This window comes from Sporosarcina ureae (genome assembly GCF_002109325.1).
GTDB classification, from domain to species: Bacteria; Bacillota; Bacilli; order Bacillales_A; family Planococcaceae; genus Sporosarcina; species Sporosarcina ureae_C.
Genome location: NZ_CP015348.1, coordinates 646021 through 666696 on the forward strand (window position 1 = coordinate 646021; position 20676 = coordinate 666696).

18 protein-coding genes and 1 other annotated feature (1 of these 19 only partly in view) are annotated in these 20676 nt (G+C 40.2%); of the genes, 3 read left to right on the plus strand and 15 right to left on the minus strand.

All coding sequences use genetic code 11. From position 1 onward, the window contains the following. Positions 1-117, minus strand: a binding site (T-box leader); it reaches 101 nt to the left of the window's first position. Between the two features lie 146 nt (positions 118-263). Then, positions 264-1217, plus strand: a complete 954-nt coding sequence (locus tag SporoP32a_RS03225) for a tRNA modification radical SAM protein MnmL/YtqA (RefSeq protein WP_029052824.1) — start codon at positions 264-266, stop codon at positions 1215-1217. Between the two features lies 1 nt (position 1218). After that, positions 1219-1827, plus strand: a complete 609-nt coding sequence (locus SporoP32a_RS03230) for a tRNA 5-(aminomethyl)-2-thiouridylate-methyltransferase MnmM (RefSeq protein ID WP_085426606.1) — start codon at positions 1219-1221, stop codon at positions 1825-1827. A gap of 37 nt (positions 1828-1864) precedes the next feature. On the opposite strand, the gene SporoP32a_RS03235 is transcribed toward SporoP32a_RS03230, so the two are convergent. The 6 genes from SporoP32a_RS03235 to SporoP32a_RS03255 all read right to left on the minus strand — a co-directional run bounded on the left by SporoP32a_RS03235 (position 1865) and on the right by SporoP32a_RS03255 (position 7588). After that, positions 1865-2590, minus strand: coding sequence for an SDR family NAD(P)-dependent oxidoreductase (locus tag SporoP32a_RS03235; protein WP_085426607.1), 726 nt, complete (start codon positions 2588-2590; stop codon positions 1865-1867). A 25-nt stretch (positions 2591-2615) separates the two neighbouring features. Continuing rightward, a complete protein-coding gene (locus tag SporoP32a_RS17285; protein WP_255406926.1) occupies positions 2616-2750 on the minus strand; it encodes a hypothetical protein in 135 nt (44 codons plus the stop codon). A gap of 101 nt (positions 2751-2851) precedes the next feature. Next, positions 2852-3517 (minus strand): 3'-5' exonuclease, encoded by a 666-nt coding sequence (locus SporoP32a_RS03240; RefSeq protein WP_085426608.1) that lies wholly within the window; start codon positions 3515-3517, stop codon positions 2852-2854. Positions 3518-3585: 68 nt separating this feature from the next. Next, positions 3586-5514, minus strand: a complete 1929-nt coding sequence (locus tag SporoP32a_RS03245; protein WP_085426609.1) for a DUF294 nucleotidyltransferase-like domain-containing protein — start codon at positions 5512-5514, stop codon at positions 3586-3588. A gap of 186 nt (positions 5515-5700) precedes the next feature. After that, positions 5701-7248 carry a solute symporter family protein gene (locus tag SporoP32a_RS03250; RefSeq protein ID WP_085426610.1) on the minus strand — a complete coding sequence of 516 codons (1548 nt, stop codon included), beginning with the start codon at positions 7246-7248 and terminating at the stop codon, positions 5701-5703. A 13-nt stretch (positions 7249-7261) separates the two neighbouring features. After that, the gene (locus SporoP32a_RS03255) at positions 7262-7588 is read right to left on the minus strand and encodes a DUF485 domain-containing protein (RefSeq protein ID WP_085426611.1); all 327 of its coding nucleotides are present in this window, start codon (positions 7586-7588) and stop codon (positions 7262-7264) included. Between the two features lie 457 nt (positions 7589-8045). Here SporoP32a_RS03255 and SporoP32a_RS03260 point away from each other — a divergent pair, with 457 nt between their 5' ends. Then, entirely contained in the window at positions 8046-8705 is a 660-nt protein-coding gene (locus SporoP32a_RS03260) for a GntR family transcriptional regulator (protein WP_085426612.1), read from the plus strand. 53 nt (positions 8706-8758) lie between these two features. Here SporoP32a_RS03260 and brnQ read toward each other — a convergent pair whose 3' ends face one another. The 9 genes from brnQ to SporoP32a_RS03305 form a co-directional block, all read right to left on the minus strand. Further along, positions 8759-10150: a branched-chain amino acid transport system II carrier protein gene (brnQ, locus tag SporoP32a_RS03265; protein WP_085426613.1), complete on the minus strand. Its 1392-nt coding sequence runs from the start codon at positions 10148-10150 to the stop codon at positions 8759-8761. A 349-nt stretch (positions 10151-10499) separates the two neighbouring features. Next, complete coding sequence (locus tag SporoP32a_RS03270) at positions 10500-13574, minus strand: AAA family ATPase (RefSeq protein WP_085426614.1); 3075 nt, start codon at positions 13572-13574, stop codon at positions 10500-10502. Continuing rightward, positions 13571-14725, minus strand: coding sequence for an exonuclease SbcCD subunit D (locus tag SporoP32a_RS03275; protein ID WP_085428971.1), 1155 nt, complete (start codon positions 14723-14725; stop codon positions 13571-13573). The genes SporoP32a_RS03270 and SporoP32a_RS03275 overlap by 4 nt, the downstream gene beginning before the upstream one ends. Positions 14726-14830: 105 nt before the next feature. Next, entirely contained in the window at positions 14831-15550 is a 720-nt protein-coding gene (locus SporoP32a_RS03280; protein WP_085426615.1) for an NAD-dependent deacylase, read from the minus strand. Positions 15551-15677: 127 nt separating this feature from the next. Next, entirely contained in the window at positions 15678-16682 is a 1005-nt protein-coding gene (locus tag SporoP32a_RS03285) for an aliphatic sulfonate ABC transporter substrate-binding protein (RefSeq protein ID WP_085426616.1), read from the minus strand. Positions 16683-16709: 27 nt separating this feature from the next. Further along, the gene (locus SporoP32a_RS03290; RefSeq protein WP_085426617.1) at positions 16710-17465 is read right to left on the minus strand and encodes an ABC transporter permease; all 756 of its coding nucleotides are present in this window, start codon (positions 17463-17465) and stop codon (positions 16710-16712) included. Continuing rightward, a complete protein-coding gene (locus tag SporoP32a_RS03295; RefSeq protein WP_085426618.1) occupies positions 17398-18240 on the minus strand; it encodes an ABC transporter ATP-binding protein in 843 nt (280 codons plus the stop codon). The genes SporoP32a_RS03290 and SporoP32a_RS03295 overlap by 68 nt, the downstream gene beginning before the upstream one ends. A 245-nt stretch (positions 18241-18485) precedes the next feature. Further along, entirely contained in the window at positions 18486-19412 is a 927-nt protein-coding gene (gene cysK, locus SporoP32a_RS03300; RefSeq protein ID WP_085426619.1) for a cysteine synthase A, read from the minus strand. Between the two features lie 42 nt (positions 19413-19454). Continuing rightward, the gene (locus SporoP32a_RS03305) at positions 19455-20666 is read right to left on the minus strand and encodes an MFS transporter (RefSeq protein WP_085426620.1); all 1212 of its coding nucleotides are present in this window, start codon (positions 20664-20666) and stop codon (positions 19455-19457) included. Positions 20667-20676: the final 10 nt, after the last annotated feature.

The window sequence follows — 20676 nt, forward strand, 5'->3', positions numbered from 1 at the left end:
AGTATTCACCAATACAGGCTCAAAGGCGAGTTCGTTCCACACTAATACAGACTTGCACTGGCCGTCTGCTCTCTAAAAAGTAGCGTATGAAGTACTATTCCTCATCATTGCCTTCATTATTTTCTTCAGTTTACCCGAAACAGAAGATGAATACAAGCCTTCCCTGTTGCTTTTTGTCGTATATTAAACCGTTCATGCAATTTGTTATGTGATCTCTCTGTATATTCCGTGGTACAATATCTGATGTAAAGGAGCTGTACATAATGAATGAAATCAATCTTCCGTTTCCAAGTGAAGGGAAACGATACCATACATGGTCAAGACATTTGAAGGATACATTCGGATGTAAAATTGCAAAAGTCGCGCTAGATGCGGGGTTTGACTGCCCAAATCGTGACGGTACGGTTGCACATGGCGGCTGTACGTTTTGTAGCGTAGCGGGTTCAGGTGATTTTGCAGGTGATCGCGTAGATGCAATCGAAGTCCAATTCGCCGAAATCAAAGAGCGATCCCAACGCAAATGGAAAGACGCAAAATATATGGCTTATTTCCAAGCGTATACGAATACTCATGCCCCTCTTCCAGTTTTAAAGGAAAAGTTCGAAGCAGCGTTAGCCCAAGAAGGCGTTGTGGCATTATCCATTGCGACGCGTCCTGACTGTCTACCGGATGACGTAGTCGAGTATTTAGCTGAACTTAATGAACGCACGTATTTATGGGTGGAGCTCGGTTTACAAACGGTACATGAATCTACAGCCAAACTCGTGAACCGCGCTCATGATTTCGAATGCTATAAAGAAGGCGTCGACAAGTTACGTAAGCACAATATCAATATCTGCAGTCATATCATCAACGGCCTACCCGGTGAAACAGAGGAAATGATGATGGAAACCGCTCAAGCCGTTGCCGAACTTGATGTACAAGGTATTAAAATTCATTTACTGCATTTATTAAAAGGAACACCTATGGTCAAACAGTACGAAAAAGGCAAACTAGAATTCCTAACGAAGGAAGCGTATATCAACCTAGTCGTCGATCAACTGGAAATCATGCCTCCTGAAATGATCGTGCATCGCATCACGGGTGACGGTCCTATCGATTTATTAATTGGACCGATGTGGAGCGTTACGAAATGGGAAGTGCTGAATGGGATTGATCAGGAACTTGAAAGACGCAATAGCTGGCAAGGGAAAAAGTATTTGCAAGAGGTGAAATAATGTGACAGACATCTTGTTGCATCGCGTATTGCCGATAGCGAAACGTCTAATTTCGGAACGCGTGCAACCTGGAGATACAGTGGTCGATGCGACTGCTGGCAATGGTAATGACACAGTCTTCTTAGCTGGATTAGTCGGTGACGAAGGACAAGTACTAGCATTTGATATTCAACAACAAGCACTTGATGTAACGGAGCAAAAACTTGGTGAATTGGCTAGTCGTACTACATTAGTTCATGACAGTCATGCAAATGTCTGCAAATATGTGCAAAGTGAAATTAGCGGCGCCATGTTCAATTTAGGTTATTTGCCATATAGTGAAGATCTAAGTATCGTCACGACACCTTCATCAACCATAGCGGCACTCGAGTCGTTGCTTAGTTTGCTGAAAAAGTCAGGCATTATAACGATCACTGTTTATGATGGACATGAAGGTGGCAAAGAGGAACGTGATGCGTTGCTCGATTACGTCTCGACATTACATCAAGGTGATGTTCATGCCATTCGATATGAATTGCTTAACCAGAGAAGAAATCCTCCGTTTTTGCTTGCGCTTGAGAAGATGAAAGACTTTACTGAAGTACGGAAGTTAGAAGCCGGGGAATCATAAAGCTCGTTGCCACGATACTTGTGGCAACGAGCTTTTTTTAGTAGAATTTACGAATGTCTGCGATTGTATCTGTTTCAAGGAAGTCGACTTCCATTGCAAATCGCTTTAGTTTTTCTGCTGTTTCGTATGCGGAACTTAACTGCCCTTCTCGCTTGTACGCCTCAAAACGTTTCAAGTGTGGAAATTGTTGTTCAGATGATGAGCGAATCGTCTCCTGCATCCCTGTATCGATAATTCCCGGCGCGATAGAAACAACACCCGTTGGATAGGTGGCTGCTTTTTGTTCCAATGCAATAACACGCGAAAATTGATCAAGTCCTGCCTTAGCCGTGCAATACACACCCCATCCTTCAGATGCGCTACGTCCGGCTCCAGAAGAGATGTTCATGATTTTCTTCGTTCCCGTGAAATCTTTCAATGTATCGATAAATGTATTCGTTAATAGAATAGGTGCCATTAAATTTACTTTAATCGCTTGCTCTACTTTTTGAGGATCCAACGAACCTACTAAACTAATCGGGTCAACCATACCCGCATTATTGATTAGCGTGAATGAGCTAGCTTCTCCAATATGCTGACTAATTACACCTTGTAAAATAGCAGTCGCTTTCTCGACATCAGCCAGATCTACTTCAAACATTGATTGTTCTTGTTCAGGGTTTGTCCTAGCCAAGCCATACACCGTAGCCCCTGCTTCTTTGTATTGACACAGTAGTTCTTTCCCTATTCCTTTTGATGCTCCTGTAATAATAATGATATCCATATGTATCCGCTCCTTTTTATATGAATCAACTAGTTAGTGATTGCACGTATGCTGCTGCATCTTCCACGGTTTTATTCGGTAACTCAAAAAATAATATCCAACAATACACTGCGATAGCTAAAATAATGACGATCAATAAAATCAATTGACGCTTATTCATTAATTCACGTCCTTCACACATGGTTCAACTCTTTCATTCCTACTATATCACAACAAAAAACAGGCCCGCCACTCTTTGAATGACGGACCCAGCGATCTAAATTAAGTTTGTGAAGCAAACTTATGTGCACCACCATTTTTTATACGCAGTAAATCTGCCAGCGTCTTCACGCCATGACGATCGAGTTTTCTCAGTAACGCTGTGAATACATGTGCTGTTGTCAAAGCATCCCCCAGCGCACGGTGTCGTTCAAAGATCTCTGTACCAAATAGACGCGCATAATCTTCCAAGTCTTGTTGCTCACCTGTAGGATCCAAATAGTTAATCAAATGCATCGTATCGAATGAAGTCGGCGTTTGAAATGTGCATTTCTGACGACTTAATTCTTTCTTTATGACCATTTCATCAAAGCTGACATGATGCCCTACCCAGCCCCCACTTTTATGTTTTTCAATAAACGCAAAATATTCTTCAATAGCAGGTAATGGCATAGGCGCATGATCAACTTGTGATTGCTGTATAGAAGTCAGTTTGCTGATGACAGGAGGAATATCCCTTGATGGATTCACAAATGTTTGAAATACATGATCGGTAACCTCGAATCCCTCTACTTGCACGGCACCTATCTCAATCATTCGATCATCTGCTCCAATTGCAAATCCGGTAGTTTCTGTATCAAATACTGTGAAATTCATATCTTGCAGCGGCGTATTCAACTGTAGTGATTGTTGTAATTCATACGTCAACATTTTCTTTTTCCAAAACATTATGTCGCCCCCTATCTATATAGTACATTATGTGCGAGCTGTGTACAGGGACCTTTATCTATATTACCTTACAGTTTTGATAATAAATGTGATTGAAGAGCTCTGACCGTATCTAGCGTTGTTCGCAATTCATTCAATTCCCATCTTCTTAGATCGCGCAACTCGATTTCCGTAGAAATCTTCTCTCCACGTAAATGTTTTTCCCATGACATAGAAATTCTAATACTTAAAGATATTTCATATGCATGACGAATCTCTTCGGCAAAGTCTTTCGTGATTTTCTTCTTTTTCTGCAAAGCTGAAATAATTTCAAGTGGCGTTGCATTGATGATCCCGTTACTAACTCCTAAAATTTGCAGACAGTGATGAAGTGGGAATAGCGCATGTTTCTTAATATCAATAATATCTGCTTTACTGCGCCCCCTGAAAATACTCAAGAAGTTCTGTTGCAATTGTGGGATTGGTTTCTCTTTTTCTTGTTGCGCCATATAGTAAATAAAAGTGGCAGACTTCTTCAAAAGACCATGAACCATCGTGATGAAACGTTCATTAACAGCAGATTCACCGTACAGGAATCGGAATGATAGGAAGTTGTATCCGAGCAGTATTTGTTCAGGTGTAGATTGAAGCGCCCATTGACGAATACGTTCATGCCAAATTGCCATCGTTCCACGCCACTGTGTCTCGCTAGCCATCATAAATCCGATACATCTAGTATAGCCTGCCTGCTCAAGATGAACGACAATTTCATTACCAAGAAGTTCAAAATAGTTCTCGACATACTGGGATTCTTCCCTCGATACATCTTCGTAGACGAGAAAATGATCTTGATCGGTCAGCATAAACTGCTCACCACGTGCCCCACTTCCCATCTGGTACCAAGCAAACGGAACAGGCGGTGTTCCTTTCCCTTGATCTTCAAGAGATTGCACAGCAAGCATGACACAATGTTTTGCCAGTCGATCATAAAACTTCGTCACGATTTCTAATGTGTGAATGGTCGATATTTCATCTTGAATTAAATTGGATAGCACATCGTAAATCGCTGCTTTTACAACAGGCAAATTTTCGAAGGAAGCTTCTTCTATAGTTTTTAATATATTCATGGAATTACGATCACGTTTCGTCATCAATGTAGCGAACGTCACAATGCCTACAGGTTTACCTGCTTTCACAACTGGTAAATGCTTAATTCCATGTTTGTAGAATTTAGTCAAGGCCTCATAATAATAATCAGTTACTCTTACCGTATGCGGCTTTTTCGTCATGATGTCTTTTGCCCGCAGTCCATTTGGCGAAGCACCGTCTGCTATTACACGTTCAACAAGATCTTTTTCGGTTACGATTCCAATAAGTTTACCTGCCTGATCTGTAATAATAATTGAACTAATCGAGTTTTTAATCATCAATTCCGCAATTTCTTTTGTTTCAGCTTCCGCATGAATTGTTATAACTGGACTACTCATGAAATCTTGTACACGACGAACATACGGCTCACTCTCGCCATATTCGTCAGCCAAACGAACTTGCTCCCCTAAAGAGGTATAAACATTCGCCAAGCGAATCGACATCTTGCGTAATACATAATCGCGTACGTTTTGATCATCCATACGTTTTTTTATCACTTCATACGGAACCTGTAGACAAATCGAGTCTTCTGCTACCACCATATCAATGTGATGCTTATCAAGCGGCCTAGCCATTTCCCCCAAGTAGTAAGCAAAATTGGAAAAGCCGATAATTTCATCTTCCTGAATGAATTCTAACGTTACCGAACTGCCATCTTGTCCTTCTATTTGAACCTCTGCCGATCCTTTTAACACGATGAGCAATCCTTCTTGTGGTGTTTTGAAATAGTTGGATTTATCCGCTTCCTCATATATCTTTAATTTACAACCTAGCAATAATTGATCAAATTCATTTTCTGTTGTATCGATAAATAAAGGATTTCTATGGATTTTATCATATAACTCACGATCTTTTACCGTCTTCAACATTTCAAAACCTCCTGTTCATGTACACTTTAACAAAGCGTTCACTTCACATTATTCGAATACATATGTCAACAGTACCGTTATATTTAGGTTAAACAATATTCCAGCAGGTAGAATTGATAAAAAACGGTCTCCTCTTCTGACGTGCTGACAGAAGAGGAGACCGTTAGTTGTAAATCTAGCTAGTTATTATAAATCAAGCTCTTTGTAGCCAGTTTCTGCTTTGAAACGAACTTCTGCATAAGAAACTTCGTCTTTTTCATGACGCTTAGAGCTAACAATTGTACCGATCCATGCAGCAAGGAAACCTGCTGGTACGGAAACAATAGCCGGGTTAGCATAAGGGAATAGTGGAGTACCAGTGATAAGTGTCATTCCCTCAACTGGGTTCATTACAGATGGACTGACCGCAACAAGAACTAGCGCTACGATAAGACCTGTTAACATCGATGCCACAGCACCTGTTGTGTTAAATTTCTTCCAATAGATTGTTAATAGAATTGTTGGTACGTTTGCCGATGCAGCAACACAGAATGCCAGTGATACTAAGAACGCAACGTTCAACTTTTCAGAACCTAGTGCAAGAAGGATTGAAGCAACACCGATAGCGATTGAAGCCCAACGAGCTGCAGCAACCTGTTGTTTCTCAGTTACATTACCATTTTTGATGATTTGTCCATAAATATCGTGGGCGATTGCAGAAGCACCTGAAAGTACAAGACCTGCAACAACTGCCAGGATTGTAGCAAATGCAACAGCAGCTACGAATGATTCAAGGGCATCTCCACCAAGGACTCCGGCCAGCATTGGAGCTGCCATGTTTCCTGCGGCGTTTTCTGCGATGATTGCGTCTGCTCCAACGAATTTAGCTGCACCAAATCCAAGGAAGATCGTCAATACATAGAAGATACCAATAATCCATACAGAATAAATTACAGAAGAACGTGCTGTTTTCGCATCTTTAACTGTGAAGAAACGCATTAAGATGTGTGGAAGACCAGCAGTACCTAGAACGAGTGCGATCAATACAGAGATAAGACCGATTGTGTCTTTATAAACAACCCCTGAGTGAAGGAATGCTTCGCCATGCGGAGTAGCAGTTTTCATTGTCTCGAACATACCGATGAAGTTGAAGTTAAACTTCATAAGTACTAAGAAGGAGATAATGATTGTACCCAACATCAAAAGAATAGCCTTAACGATTTGTACCCAGCTCGTTGCAGTCATTCCACCAAATAGAACGTAGATCAACATCATTGTTCCAACGATTAGAACCGCAATCCAATACTCGATACCGAATAATAATTTAATAAGAGCACCCGCACCAACTAATTGTGCAAGCATGTAGAACATTACAATTGTAATTGTGTTCAATGCTGCTGCTCCACGCACTTTCTTAGCGCCGAAACGAGCACCGATCATATCTGCCATCGTAAACTTACCCAAGTTACGTAGTGGCTCAGCAATTAAGAATAGAACAACTAAATAAGCTGTTAACCAACCAATACTGTAGTAGAAACCATCAAATCCGTTAAGTGAAATCGCACCCGCGATACCTAGGAATGATGCTGCTGATAAGTAGTCACCAGCGATGGCCATACCATTTTGCCAACCTGTTAATGATCCTCCGGCAGTGTAGAAATCACTTGCCGTAGTTGTTTGCTTTGCCGCCCAATATGTAATGTAGAGCGTCAACGCGATTACCGCGAAGAATATAGCATAGGAAATCCAACTCATGAACACAACCCCCTTATTTTAGAACGTTTTTCTCTATAATTTTGTCTACTTCAATATCAAAGTGTTTTGCTTTATTCATGTATATGGATGTGAATACCCATACCATAATGAACATCGAGAATGCATAGATCCAAGTCCATGTCATTGCGCCAATTGCTGGTGTTTCAAGAATTTTTGTATAACCTGTTAAGAGTGGAAGAATAAAGTACGCTGCGAAGAAGAAAATAACAAAAGGTGTGGAGAAGCTCTTCTTTCTTTTAACAAGACCTTTAAAGTCTTCAGTTTGAACGAGTTTTTCATAGTCTAATGTGGATTTACCACGCGAAACTTGATTAGTCATTAGTTAATCCCCTTTCTATTTTATATAAATTAGCAAATTAGTTCTTATTCCCCTCCCTTTTATTGAAAACGCTTTCATCCCTGAGCCAAATAGATAATATGTTACAGTGGATGTAATTGTTCATTTGTTATAGTACACATGTAAACAATAACAAAATTCTGCTAGTTTTGCAACATCCTTTTTTGAAGATTTGTAAAATTTAATCTACTAAGCTAATACAAAACCTGCATAGACATAAATCTATCAAATACAGGCGGAAACTACAAGAACTATTTAAAATTATTTAATTTGATTCTTTAAAAAAGATCAAAATTCACTATTGGAATTCCCATTTTTTTTTGCAAGTTTTGAATAATACTGTTAAACAACAGTGAAAAGATGTAGTATATTGTATATCGGCTGTTAGTGCAATTCGACTTATATAAAGACAACTTTTATAGAAAGATGGTGTGATATAATGCCTATCCCTACTAATCATGCACAACCTGTACGTAAAACCGCTAAGGAAAATGCGTTTAGTCAATTACAGAAGTGGATTATTGACGGAACACTCCAACCTGGAGAAAAGCTAAATGACGTAGAATTAGCAGAGGCACTCGGAGTGAGTCGTACGCCTATACGTGAGTCGCTTCAATTATTGGAAGTACAAGGGTTCGTTCAGATGTTCCCCGGTAAAGCAACGCAAGTAACCGATGTAGATCGTGAATCTATTTCTGATTTACTCCCTCCACTTGCTGCACTACAAGCACTCTCAGCTGAACTTTCCATACCCAATCTAACTGACAGTGTGATCAAGAAATTGCGTGACACGAATAAGAAATTCGCCCTAGCAGTTGAAAAGGAAGACTATTTTCAAGCTCTGAAAATTGATGAAAAGTTTCACCAAATCATTGTCGACACAGCTAATAACCCATATATTTCTTCTTTGCTTGTCTCCCTGCAAGCTCATGTGCGCAGACTTTTCTTCCATAATTCCATTATATTGACGGAGAAATCAATTGCAGAACATGAACAGATTATAGATTTGATGAGCAAGCGTGATGGTGAGCAGGTTACAACTGTTATGCGAGAAAATTGGTTACGAGCCATTGAGGAGTTTCACTCTATAAAAGAATGAAGTTATAAATAAACGTGAAAACAGGATCCAATATATCGGATCCTGTTTTTCTTTTATATTTTATTACTATTCGGACCCGTTTGGATATTTACTGCTTCTTTATTGGATAGTGCTACAGCTAAAGCTGTGATCACCGTCACAATCAAAACAGGAACTAACCAGCCGATGCCTTGCGCGTAGTATGGGATGTACGCTGTATATATGTCATCTACAGTGACAAGCCAGTTCGGCATAGTCTTTTCTACCAGAGTGTAAAACTTCACGAGCGCTTCAACAAAACTTATTAGGAACGCCGTGATCGTAGCTGTTCGATATACTAAGCTGGATTGACGGAATAAGGGACCAGTGAACGTCAATATGATTAGTACCATCGCCAGAGGATAAAGTAATACAAGTACCGGAATAGAATAATTGATAATATTCGCTAGACCAAAGTTTGCTACAACCAAGCAGAATGTCGAAAAGAATACTACAAATAACTTATAGCTAATTTTCGGGATAATCGCATGAAAATACTCTCCACATGCTGTAAGTAGACCAATTGCGGTTGTCAGGCATGCTAACATAATCACTACTCCGAGTAACAATAGACCGGTCGTACCAAATAAGTGTGAGGCAGTTTCACTTAATACAGACCCTCCACCATCAAGATAACCAAATAAATCAACTGAAGTAGTCCCCAGATACGCAATACCTAAATATATAATGGCTAAAAATCCAGAGGCTACAAGTCCCGTCTTAGCAGTAGAAGCCAATATCTGCTTTTTACTAGTAATGCCCATCGCATGCAACGCATTAATGACAATAATTCCAAAAACGAGTGAAGCCAATGCATCCATCGTATTATACCCCTCAAGGAAACCAGTAAAGAACGGCGTTTCATTGTATGGAGCTTGTGGAGCTTGTGAAACTTGTGCACTTCCCATTGGATTAAGAAGAGTCATACCAATTAAACCAATCAATAAAATAATGATAAGCGGAGACAAATACTTACCTACTCGATCAACGATTTTGGCAGGGTTTAATGATAGCCACATACTGATTCCAAAGAATGCCAATGTAAATAGTAAACGGGCAAGATCAATAGAAAAGCCATTCAAAAATGGAGCGACCCCAATGTCAAATGCCACAGCTCCTGTACGTGGTGCCGCAAAAAAAGGACCAATTGTTAAGTAAAGTATTGCTGTAAATAGAACAGCATATACCGGATGTATTCGACTTGCCAAGTCCTGTAAATCTTTCTTGCCAGAGAAACCGATAGCCAATATACCTAAAAAGGGTAAACCAACTCCAGTGAATAAAAAGCCAAGCATCGCTTTCCACGTTTGATCTCCAGCAAGCTGTCCAAGCTCTGCGGGGAAAATTAGATTACCTGCCCCAAAAAATAATGCGAATAGCATAACACCAATAACTAAGCTCGATGAAAACGATAATTTTTTCTCCATATGTTTAAAAATCCTCCCAAAAACAACAGCACTTATTTGTATGCAATATATCACGTTCCCTCATATTACTCTTCCCTATTTAGAAAATCAACAGCCAACTAAATCATTTAACTTTTGCGTTTATTGCTAACTTACTGACTATTTATCGATTTATAAAAATGTATTCTTAAAATAAAAAAACTGATCTTTTTAAAGATCAGTTTAAAGTTAAATATGAGATATTAATTTATAGGAGTTAGGGATTTCCGTTACAAAGGTGACCGTTCTCTAGGAAGGCGTGGGAGAGCGTCCGCCTGGAAAACGGTACCTTCTCTCCCTAACTCCCTATATATAAAATGAAACCACAACATCAATTCAACACAAACTTCGTCTGACTGTATCCCTCTTTCAACTTAGTTACTTGCAACGTAGCAGGAATAGCCTCTTTCATCTCCTCGATATGTGAAATGACACCAATCATTCTGCCGGACTGTTGAAGAGCAATCAGCGTATCGATAGCTTTCTGAATAGCTTCTTCATCCAACGCTCCGAAACCTTCATCGATAAACATCGTCTCCATGCGAACGGCACCTTGGAAGCTTTGAATGACATCCGCCATCCCTAGTGCCAAACATAGAGAAGCATTGAACTTCTCTCCACCTGATAACGTCTTGACGTCTCGGGTCTGTCCTGTATACGCATCATGAACATCTATGCCTAAACCACTTTGCTTTCCTCTAGTCTCTTGACGATCACTACGTACTAATTCATACTGTCCGTTCGATAAATCACGCAAGCGTATATTGGCCGCTTGAATGATGCGTTCCAAATACTCGATTTGAATATAACGTTCAAATGATATTTTTAATTGATTTTGACCACGAACTATATCGTATAGATTTGCAATCTTTCCGTAGGTCTTTTCAAGTTCCGCTTCTTTTGATTTGCTTGTTTCTAATTCTTTGTGCAGATCTAGTGCGGCCTGTTGCCATGCTTTTGATTGATTATATAGGGCAAACGCTTCTTCATATTGTATTTTCAGCGCTTCTACTTGATTCTCCATACTCGCCATGTCCATCAGTTGTTTGCCCTCCACAGACTTCTTGAGTTCTGCTACGGTTGACTTCAACGTGTGAAGCGTTTGGGCGAATTCTTGAAGTTGTTGCTGGATAGCCTGGCGTTTTTGTGTCGGCAGTTTTACTTGTAAATAATTCTCTTCTGAAGTAAACCCTTCTTCTTTTAGACGTTTAGTAAACGAAACTACACTTTGATCCAACTTTTCTTTCATATCTGCAAGTGACTTCTTCTCCAGATCTTCTCGGGATTCCCATTTTGTTTTTTCCGTTGTAACGTCTTGTAATCTCTGTTGAATAGATTTCCAAGCATTTTCAAGTTGTAGATTTGTTGCTTCTTTAGATTGAATTTGTTTTTGCAACGCGGATAGCTCTTGTAGGTTTTCTGGAACAGTTGCAAGCACGTGTTCATACAGTGCTTGTTTCGTTTCGAGTTCTCCTTTTGATTCGTTATGTTGCTGCTCTAATCTTTTTATTTCTATAGCAAGCTTTTCCATCTCTAGTTCTGATTGACTTTGCTGTTCTTTTCTTTTTTTCAGTAATTCTCGTTTGCTTCTAAGTACGGACACCTTTTCCGTCAACTCTGTTTGTTCTTTTTGATAATCATGTCTCAAATCCACTTGTTGTTCATGCAGTTCAGCCTCACTTGCCTCAATGCGCTGTTGCACTTGCTGTAATTCAGCTTGCTTAAGATGGAAAGTCTGTTCTTTATGTGTCAACTCTATTTTCGCTTTGTCTAATTGTTGCTTAGATACATGTTCTCCTTCCGATTCACCTGCCTTTTTAGGGTGCTCTATACTACCGCAAACAGGACAAGATTCTCCATCATGGAGTGCAGCAGCGAGGATTACCGCTTGATTGCCAATCCAACGATTCTCAAGCGCTTGATAGACTTCTGTGTACTGCTTTACTTGTTGCTCGGCTATTTTATACTGGGCTTCGAGCTCTTTTTGATTTGCCAGTTGTTGCCCGTGAGATAGTACTTGCTTCGCGATAGCTTTAGTATTTGCAAGTTTCTCTATCAACTGTTCATGTTTTTCCAATGAAGTTTCTAATTCTTTTATTTCATTTTTTTGAACAGTTATCATTTCTTTTTGCTGATCATACGCTTGTTTATTTCCTAATAAGGACTCTTCTACTTCCTTGACTGTTTTCTTGAGTGACTCTAGCACTTTTCGTTGCGTAGCTAGGCCCGATACTGTCGGAAGAAGATGATTCAACGTCAGTAACTCTTCTTTTATTTCATTTCTTTCAGGTTCTTTAGCTAGTTCTCGTTCAAAAGAAGCCTGTGTTGAGACGAATTTCTCCTCTGCAGCGGCAAGGGCTGTCACAGCTTCAGAGTAGCCTTGATCTTTTTTCTGCCATTCCGCTTGATTAGTCTTCACGAGTTGTTCTACATCTTCTAATCTTGCTGCTCGTTCTGCTTGTTGCAATTGTTGTTCTAGTATTTTCATTTCTTGTTCTTTCGCTTGCAAACTACCTAGTTCATTTTGACGTTGCTGCAATTTCGTAAATTGTTCATTGATTAAACGAGCTTCATGTAGTTGCTGTTGCTTTTCATTATGGACGCTATAAAGTCTTGTATATTCTTTATGCGTTTCGCTAGATCGTGTTTCATGGTGTGTATGTTCTTGTTGAAAGCCAGACACAAGTTGATGGTAGTTTGGATACTCAGACTGTAATTCGGTAAACAATAACGAGTTACGTTCAGGTAACTTTGCCGGTATTTGATGAAGGATTGCATCACTCATTTGCTTTTCACGTTGAAATTCCGCATTTGCTTCTTCTTTTTTCACTTTTAACCGTTCAACAATTTTTTGATACGGTTCAGTTTTAAAGATTTTGCGCATGATCGCTTCCTTATTCCCTGTATCGGAAGTTAAGAATTTACGGAATTCACCCTGAGGCAGCATCATGATCTGGCTGAACTGCGCATGCGTAAAACCTAATAATTGTTCGATCTTGTCATTTACTTCGGTGACTATTTGACGATCAACTGCTGGAATGAATTGCTCCTCTTTTTCTTCGAATAACTCACAGCGACCAAGTGTATCATTTTTATTTCCTTTCTTTCGGTAAGGAATCTGGCGCACAACTCGAAACCGACGCTTGTGAATATCAAATGTTAATTCAACTGTCGTTTGGACGTCATCCTCAGCAAACTGACTGCGCAATGCTTTCGTGTCTGTACGATCTTCGCCACTTGCCTGTCCATATAACGCAAAACAAATACCGTCGAAGATAGTAGTTTTTCCTGCACCCGTCTTTCCCGAAATAACAAATAAACGATGCTCTTTTAAATCGCGAAAATCAACCGTTTCTTTATCTTTGTATGGTCCAAATGCCGTCATAGTTAGCGTAATTGGCTTCATGAGTGACCCTCCTCTTTCATAACATCCCACAAGACTTCAGCGAATAGCTCTTTCGTCTCTTCATCTGCTTCTTCGCCTTGAAGTTCTTTAAAGAAGGAAGCAAACATTGCCTGGTCATCTTCTTTTTTCTCGACATCTACTGATCCGCCAATTCCATCCGAAGAAGAAACGACTAGTTTACGCTCCACATGCATCGCATTTGGAAAGACGGATCGAATTTTCTCCATAGGTTGTATAACCGGTACCGTATCTAGCAGTTTGACGTACACATAATCTTCATTATGTTCCATCGCCACTATATCCTCCATGGTCCCTTCCACCGTACGCACATCATGCAGTGGAGTAAGTAATCTTTTCTCAGTTTCTACTTCGCCATTCTCTGCCAGTTCAACAATTAGATAACCTTTTTGATGATTCTGTTCAGAAATAGAGTATTTTAACGGTGATCCAGAATAACGAATTGTTTCATTACCTACAAAATGCGCCTGATGCAAATGACCAAGCGCTGTATAATGAAACGGCTCAAATAAATCAGAAGATACATATTCAGCACCGCCAATAGATAATGGACGTTCGGCGTCACTTGTGTTTTCCTCTTTCTCGCCATGTTTTGTGATGAACGCATGTCCGACTAAAACATGCCGAGCGTCTTTATCCATTGATTGCTCGATACGTTCAATAATCTTTTTCATCGCTTTCTGATGAGTAGATATCGTATCATCTTCAAACAAATAACTGACTACTGATGGATCTGCGTAAGGTATCAAATGAAAATAGACGTCGCCATATTGGTCATGCAGTTTTATCGGAGACAAATGAGTGGATAATTCTCCTGTTATGTACAATCCTTGACCTTTCATAAAAGTACTACCGAAATGAAGTCGGCTTGGACTATCGTGATTTCCTGCAATTGCGATGACAGGTGTTTTCAGATCGATAACAATCTCTTGTAGAACTTCATTCAACAAACCTACCGCCTCTGTTGGTGGAATCGCACGATCGTAAAGATCCCCAGCAATCACCACTACATCTGGTCGTTCTTTCTTAATCTCTTCTATAAAAGCTTGTAAAATAAAGCGCTGGTCCTCTGTCATGTAAACTCCTTGCACGAGTTTTCCAAGATGCCAATCTGCCGTATGGAAAATCTTCAAATCCATTCCCCTCTCTTCATATATATAAGTAGAGACAGGAAGAATAGTGTAACAGCGGATCTGTATAAAACATCCTAATCTGCTACACCTATTCTTCTGTCTTATTTAATTATTCTTTACTGCTTTATCAGCTTCATTTAGCACTTCACCAATTTTTCTTTCGTTGATGACCAAGTCTGCATAGCGATCCATTTCAGTAGGTTCCATATTAACAATGACCAACTTCGCGCCCTGTTCTTTTGCTATCAGTGGAAATTGATTTGCTGGAGTTACAGTCAACGATGAACCGAGTACGATGAACAAATCTGCCTTCTCACTTTCAAAAATCGATTGAATAAATGCTTCTTCTGGCAACATCTCTCCAAATAACACAACGGACGGTCGTAATTTCCCGCCACAGTCACAGTAAAATTCATCATGCGCGTACCGTTCATTGTCGTACACTTTACCACATGTTTCACAATGTACATTACGAAGTGTTCCGTGAAGTTCCATGACATTTTTTGATCCAGCCATCGTGTGGAATCCGTCGACGTTTTGCGTAATAATGCCGTTGATTAGTCCTTGCTTTTCCCATTTAGCCAATATCTCATGACCAGCATGTGGCCCCGTTTCTTTCGCAGCAATGACACGTTGCTTGTAGAACTGTAGAAATTGTTCAAATTGTTCATTTAAAGCAGTTGTACTTGCCACTTTCGCAGGATCTTCAGTTTCCCACATGCCCGTTTTAGCGGAACGAAAATCAGGTAATCCACTTTCTGTTGACATACCTGCTCCTGTATAGACGATAGTACGTTTCGATTCTTTCAATAAATCTCCCAGCACTGTCCTCATCCTTTCAACTAGCGAAATTATGTTCTATCTATTATAGTAGCATATCCTGTTTGACTGATAATTACCAAATGATACGGAAATAGAAAAGCGGATATCCCAAATGGATATCCGCTAAGTATTATTGTGCTGTGATTTTTTTAATTGCTTCCAGATCAATCAATCCGTCAATTTCATTGCTCTTAATATAATCTGCTTCCTGACTGATATCAGCCATTTCTTGCAATACATCTTCATTTACATCAGTTGAGACGACAATACGGCTGAAAGCTGCTTCAAGTTCATCGCTATTTAATTCTTTGCCTGTCAGATCTTTGATATGCTTCACAACTAACGCTTGCGCTTTCTCTGGCTCGTCACGAACAAACTGAACTGCTTTTGCGTGAGCTGTTAAATAAGAATTTAATAGTTTTTCATTTCCTAAGAATGCATCACTAGTGGCAACTACTGTATTCGTAGACTCTTTACCCCAAGCAAAGTCCTCCCAGTCCAAAATCAATTTACCACCTGCTTGATTTTGTAAGATATACCCCCAAGGTTCTTGCGTTGCTGCACCATCAACTGAATCTTGGATGAATAAAGTCGCTGTATCCGCGGGTGCTGCCGCGAAGAATTCAACTGATCCACCATTCGCTTTTGCTTTTAAATCTACGTCTTTCAATGCTTTACGTAACATTACGTCCTGTGTACTTCCGATTACTGGTATAGCGATACGCTTCCCATCAAGATCTGCCAATTCATTAATGTCACTCTTGTCGTCTGCTACTAATACTGCACCACCATTTACTGCGCCGGATACAATATGGTATTTTGGATCTTTAACGAAATAGTTAATAACAGGTCCTGGTCCAACAGTTCCGATATCGATCGAGTTAGAAGCCATTGCTTCCATGAATAGCCCACCGTTACTTACAGTTTTTGTTGTGATCTTAATATCTTCACCGAATTCTTCCGCGAAATAATTATTTTCTAGTCCTATGATCGTTGCGATATGCGTCAAGTTCGGAAAGTATCCAATCTTTACTTCACTTTTATCCGAGCTGCCTGCGTCTGTTTTTCCGCATCCTGATAAGATCCCTACAATAGCAAATACCGAAAGTAGTCCACCCAATAATTTCTTATTCATATTCTATTCCCCTTTTCTTAGAGCGTTTTACGCCCGAATTCCCCATTTTCTCTCTACACTGCGTTCCAAACGTAAGAATAATACATTATCCATAATCGTTCCGATCACACCGATGATGATCATGACCGAAATAACTAAATCCATTTGTCCAAGTGCGCGTCCTGCTTCCAGTAGTTGACCGAGACCGACGCTTGCACCTAGCAATTCCCCTGCCATGAGCGCTCTCCAAGAGAAAGCCCATGCGATACGTAAACCAGAAATCAATTGCGGTACAGATGCGGGCAAAATTACCGTCCGCAAAAAGTGAAGCCCGCTAGAACCTAATGATTTTGCTACGCGTTGATATAACACCGGTACGTTTTTGAACCCGCTCGTTGCATTGACAATCATTGTCCAAGTTGCGCCTAATGTAACGATAAATAAAATAGCAAAATCATTGAGACCAAACCAGATGATGGCAAGCGGGAACCAGACGATACTCGGAATGGACTGTAATGCCGTCACGAGAAATCCAAGTGTGTCTTCTACGATTTTGTAGCGCCAGATCAGATAACCAAGCACCAGCCCTAGTATAGAAGCAATCGTGAATCCGATTAGTAATCTACTGAGGCTCGCACCGATTGCAGTCAAGATTTGTCCGGAGATGAGTCCTGAAATCAAAGTCGACATAACTTGCGTGAAGCTCGGAAACATAAAATCGGGTAAATCCGATAGTCTAGATGTGACTTCCCATATCGCCACTAGTATCCCGAGAAACACTATTCGTCTTAAAGCTGTAGTCATCGCCCATCTCCTCCTTCAATACCTTCTCTATTTCTTCTTGCAGTTCAGCTAAAATCTGTTTTTCTAGTTGCAACGTCACATCACTAGGCATGACACCGTCTTTGGAATCTTTGGAGATGAAAGTCGCTTTAATTTTTCCGGGACGTGTCGCAAACACGACTATCTTTTGAGAAAGTAATACGGCTTCCCGGATATTATGCGTAATGAAGAGAATCGTTACTTTCGTTTTTCTCCAAATATCCAATAACTCCTTATGAAGTACCATGCGTGTCTGTTCATCTAGTGCCGCAAATGGTTCATCCATCAAAAGAATGTCTGGTTCCATCACAAGTGCACGGGCAATAGATACGCGTTGCTTCATTCCTCCAGATAGTTGATGTGGATAGGAATCGATATAATTACCTAAATGGACCATTTTCAACATCTCAATAGCTTTTTGTTCTGCTTCTTTTTTCGGCATTTTCTTTAGAAGCAACCCATATGTAACGTTGTCTAGTACTGTCAACCAAGGAAACAATCCTGCTTCTTGAAAGACGACTACGCGGTCGGAGCCGGAACCTTTAATTTCTTTTCCATCAATACTGATTTTCCCTTGATCAGCTTTTTCCAGCCCTGCAATCAAATACAACATAGTGGATTTCCCGCAACCTGAAGGACCTACAATGGAAACAAACTGTCCTTTTTCTATCTCAAGATTGATGTTATCCAATACCTTGACCGTTCCCTTGTCTTTATGGGGAAAGCTCTTTTCAATGCCTTGAATTTCTAAATACATGTTGATTCCCCCTCATTAGCATTTTCCATTCGTTTACGTTTTAATCCCTACTAACTTTATATGTTTTATATATATAATCTACCATTCCTATTGGATTTGTCAATACTATTTAAAATTATTTTTTCAATCTATTTTAAAAATATAGTCGTAATTCAGTAGAGATAGCTTTTCACTACTCTACCTTGCTAATATATTACATAAAAAAACCTCCACCTGATGTAGGTAGAGGTTAATTTCGCTAGTAGTTATTGAAATAAATCACTCGATAAATATCTTTCGCCGGAATCCGGTGCAATACAAACAACTGTATCTTCTGGTGATAATCGCTTAGCCACTTGCAATGCTGCATACAGAGATGCACCACCTGACGGACCGAGTAATACACCTTCTTGTCTAGCAAATTGTCTGACTGTATTATATGCATCGTCATCTTCAATACGGAAAATTTCGTCGTATACAGTACTATTTAATACGGAAGGGATAAATCCTGGGCTTGTACCTACCAGTTTATGCTTTCCAGGTTTACCACCCGATAATACTGGTGATCCTGCGGGCTCAACTACATGGACTGTAATCGAAGGGTCATGTTGCTTCAATGATTCGCCTGTTCCCGTTACCGTACCACCCGTTCCTGAAGTACAGACAAAAGCCGTTAATTTGCGATCGATTGATTGAATCGCATCGATAATTTCCACAGCAGTTGTATGCCTATGACTATCTGGATTGGCTTTATTTTCAAACTGCATAGGAATGAAACTATTGTCGATAGACGCTGAAATTTCATTCGCTTTTGCGATCGCACCCGGCATACGTTCTGCGCTAGGTGTAAGCACAACCTTGGCTCCATATGCCTTCATTAAGTTAATACGCTCAATTGTAGAATTATCCGGCATAACGAAAATTGCAGGATATCCTTTTGCAGCAGCATTCATGGCCAGTCCGATTCCTGTATTTCCTGATGTCGGCTCGATAATCGTGGCACCGGGTTTCAGCACACCATTCTTTTCGGCTTCTACTAACATTTGATAAGCTGCACGATCTTTTACACTTCGGCTCGGATTAAAGTACTCCAGTTTCACATATACAGCAGCACCTGTAGTTTCGCCGAGCGTTCGTACTCTTACTAGCGGAGTATCGCCAATTAATTCCGCCATATTATTGACTACTTTCATTTCGTACACCTACTTTTCATGATGATAAAACTAGTAATCTGATTATGAAGCTGATGTAATCTTTTGATCACGTGGTAAAGCTAAACCAACTAAACCAATGAACGGTAAGAACGACGTAATAATCATCGTTTGATAGATTCCAATATAGTCGATAAGACTTCCTATGGCAACTGCACCAATAGCTCCCATTCCAAAAGCTAATCCTACGGTTAATCCGGCCATCGTACCAATCTTCGAAGGTACGAGCTCTTGAGCATAGATGACAGTAACCGAAAAGCTAAGCATGATAAAGAATCCAATGGTTAGTAGTAGTAATATGATTCCCCACACAGGAGCATATGGAAGTAATAAACTTAGCGGCAATGGTACGACAAGCGACAAGACAATCACTTTTTTTCGTCCCATACGATCTGCCATCGGTCCACCGAAAAACGTTCCGACAGCACCTAGAGCCAAGAATAGGAAAATATACAACTGACCATGTTGGATCGTCATGCCATAGTTTTCGATCAGATAGAAAATATAGAAGCTCGTAATATTCGTTACATAGAATGAACGCGCAAATATGATGACCATTAATAATGTCAACGCAATGACAACTTGTTTCTTAGTCAGGTTTTCCATTGTCGTCAATAGTACTTTCTTCCGCTTACCTAAACGTTCTTCATCGAGCTGCTTCTTATACCAGATGGAAATACGGGATAGCAAGGCAATTCCTGCTGCAGCTACTAAAACGAAAACCGCTGCGCCTATTTGGCCTAGGGGAACGAGAACAAATGCACTAATTAACGGTGCAAGTGCCTGGCCTGTGTTACCTCCTACTTGATAGATAGACTGTGAAAGTCCACGCTTGTCTCCTGCAGCCAAAAACGATACACGGGAACCTTCTGGATGAAAGATAGCTGATCCTAACCCGAGCAACATAACGGAAAGAATAATCAGCCAATAACTTGGCGCCAATGCTAACCCCGCAATTCCGACCATTGAAAATGTCATACCTATAGGCAAAGCAAACGGCTTCGGCTTACGATCACTCAAATATCCTACAACGGGTTGAAGTAGAGAAGCTACGATGTTCAATGCAAATACAATGAAACCTAATTGTTTATAACTAAATTGAAATTCCTTTTCCAAAATCGGCAACATCGCCGGAATCACTGCCTGCAGTGTGTCGTTGAATAAATGACATACTGCAATCGCGATCATGATTGGAAATACCGGATTCGCTACGGCAGTCTGTGGAGATTTATTCATACCCTCTGGT

Coding starts and splice junctions, on each gene's coding strand:
- brnQ (WP_085426613.1), bottom strand. CDS start 10,150: ATGGAGAAAAAATTATCGTTTTCATCGAGCTTAGTTATTGGTGTTATG.
- SporoP32a_RS03240 (WP_085426608.1), bottom strand. CDS start 3,517: ATGTTTTGGAAAAAGAAAATGTTGACGTATGAATTACAACAATCACTA.
- SporoP32a_RS03245 (WP_085426609.1), bottom strand. CDS start 5,514: ATGTTGAAGACGGTAAAAGATCGTGAGTTATATGATAAAATCCATAGA.
- SporoP32a_RS03250 (WP_085426610.1), bottom strand. CDS start 7,248: ATGAGTTGGATTTCCTATGCTATATTCTTCGCGGTAATCGCGTTGACG.
- cysK (WP_085426619.1), bottom strand. CDS start 19,412: ATGAAAGTAGTCAATAATATGGCGGAATTAATTGGCGATACTCCGCTA.
- SporoP32a_RS03260 (WP_085426612.1), top strand. CDS start 8,046: ATGCCTATCCCTACTAATCATGCACAACCTGTACGTAAAACCGCTAAG.
- SporoP32a_RS03295 (WP_085426618.1), bottom strand. CDS start 18,240: ATGTATTTAGAAATTCAAGGCATTGAAAAGAGCTTTCCCCATAAAGAC.
- SporoP32a_RS03225 (WP_029052824.1), top strand. CDS start 264: ATGAATGAAATCAATCTTCCGTTTCCAAGTGAAGGGAAACGATACCAT.
- SporoP32a_RS03290 (WP_085426617.1), bottom strand. CDS start 17,465: ATGACTACAGCTTTAAGACGAATAGTGTTTCTCGGGATACTAGTGGCG.
- SporoP32a_RS17285 (WP_255406926.1), bottom strand. CDS start 2,750: ATGAATAAGCGTCAATTGATTTTATTGATCGTCATTATTTTAGCTATC.
- SporoP32a_RS03285 (WP_085426616.1), bottom strand. CDS start 16,682: ATGAATAAGAAATTATTGGGTGGACTACTTTCGGTATTTGCTATTGTA.
- SporoP32a_RS03255 (WP_085426611.1), bottom strand. CDS start 7,588: ATGACTAATCAAGTTTCGCGTGGTAAATCCACATTAGACTATGAAAAA.
- SporoP32a_RS03270 (WP_085426614.1), bottom strand. CDS start 13,574: ATGAAGCCAATTACGCTAACTATGACGGCATTTGGACCATACAAAGAT.
- SporoP32a_RS03305 (WP_085426620.1), bottom strand. CDS start 20,666: ATGAATAAATCTCCACAGACTGCCGTAGCGAATCCGGTATTTCCAATC.
- SporoP32a_RS03235 (WP_085426607.1), bottom strand. CDS start 2,590: ATGGATATCATTATTATTACAGGAGCATCAAAAGGAATAGGGAAAGAA.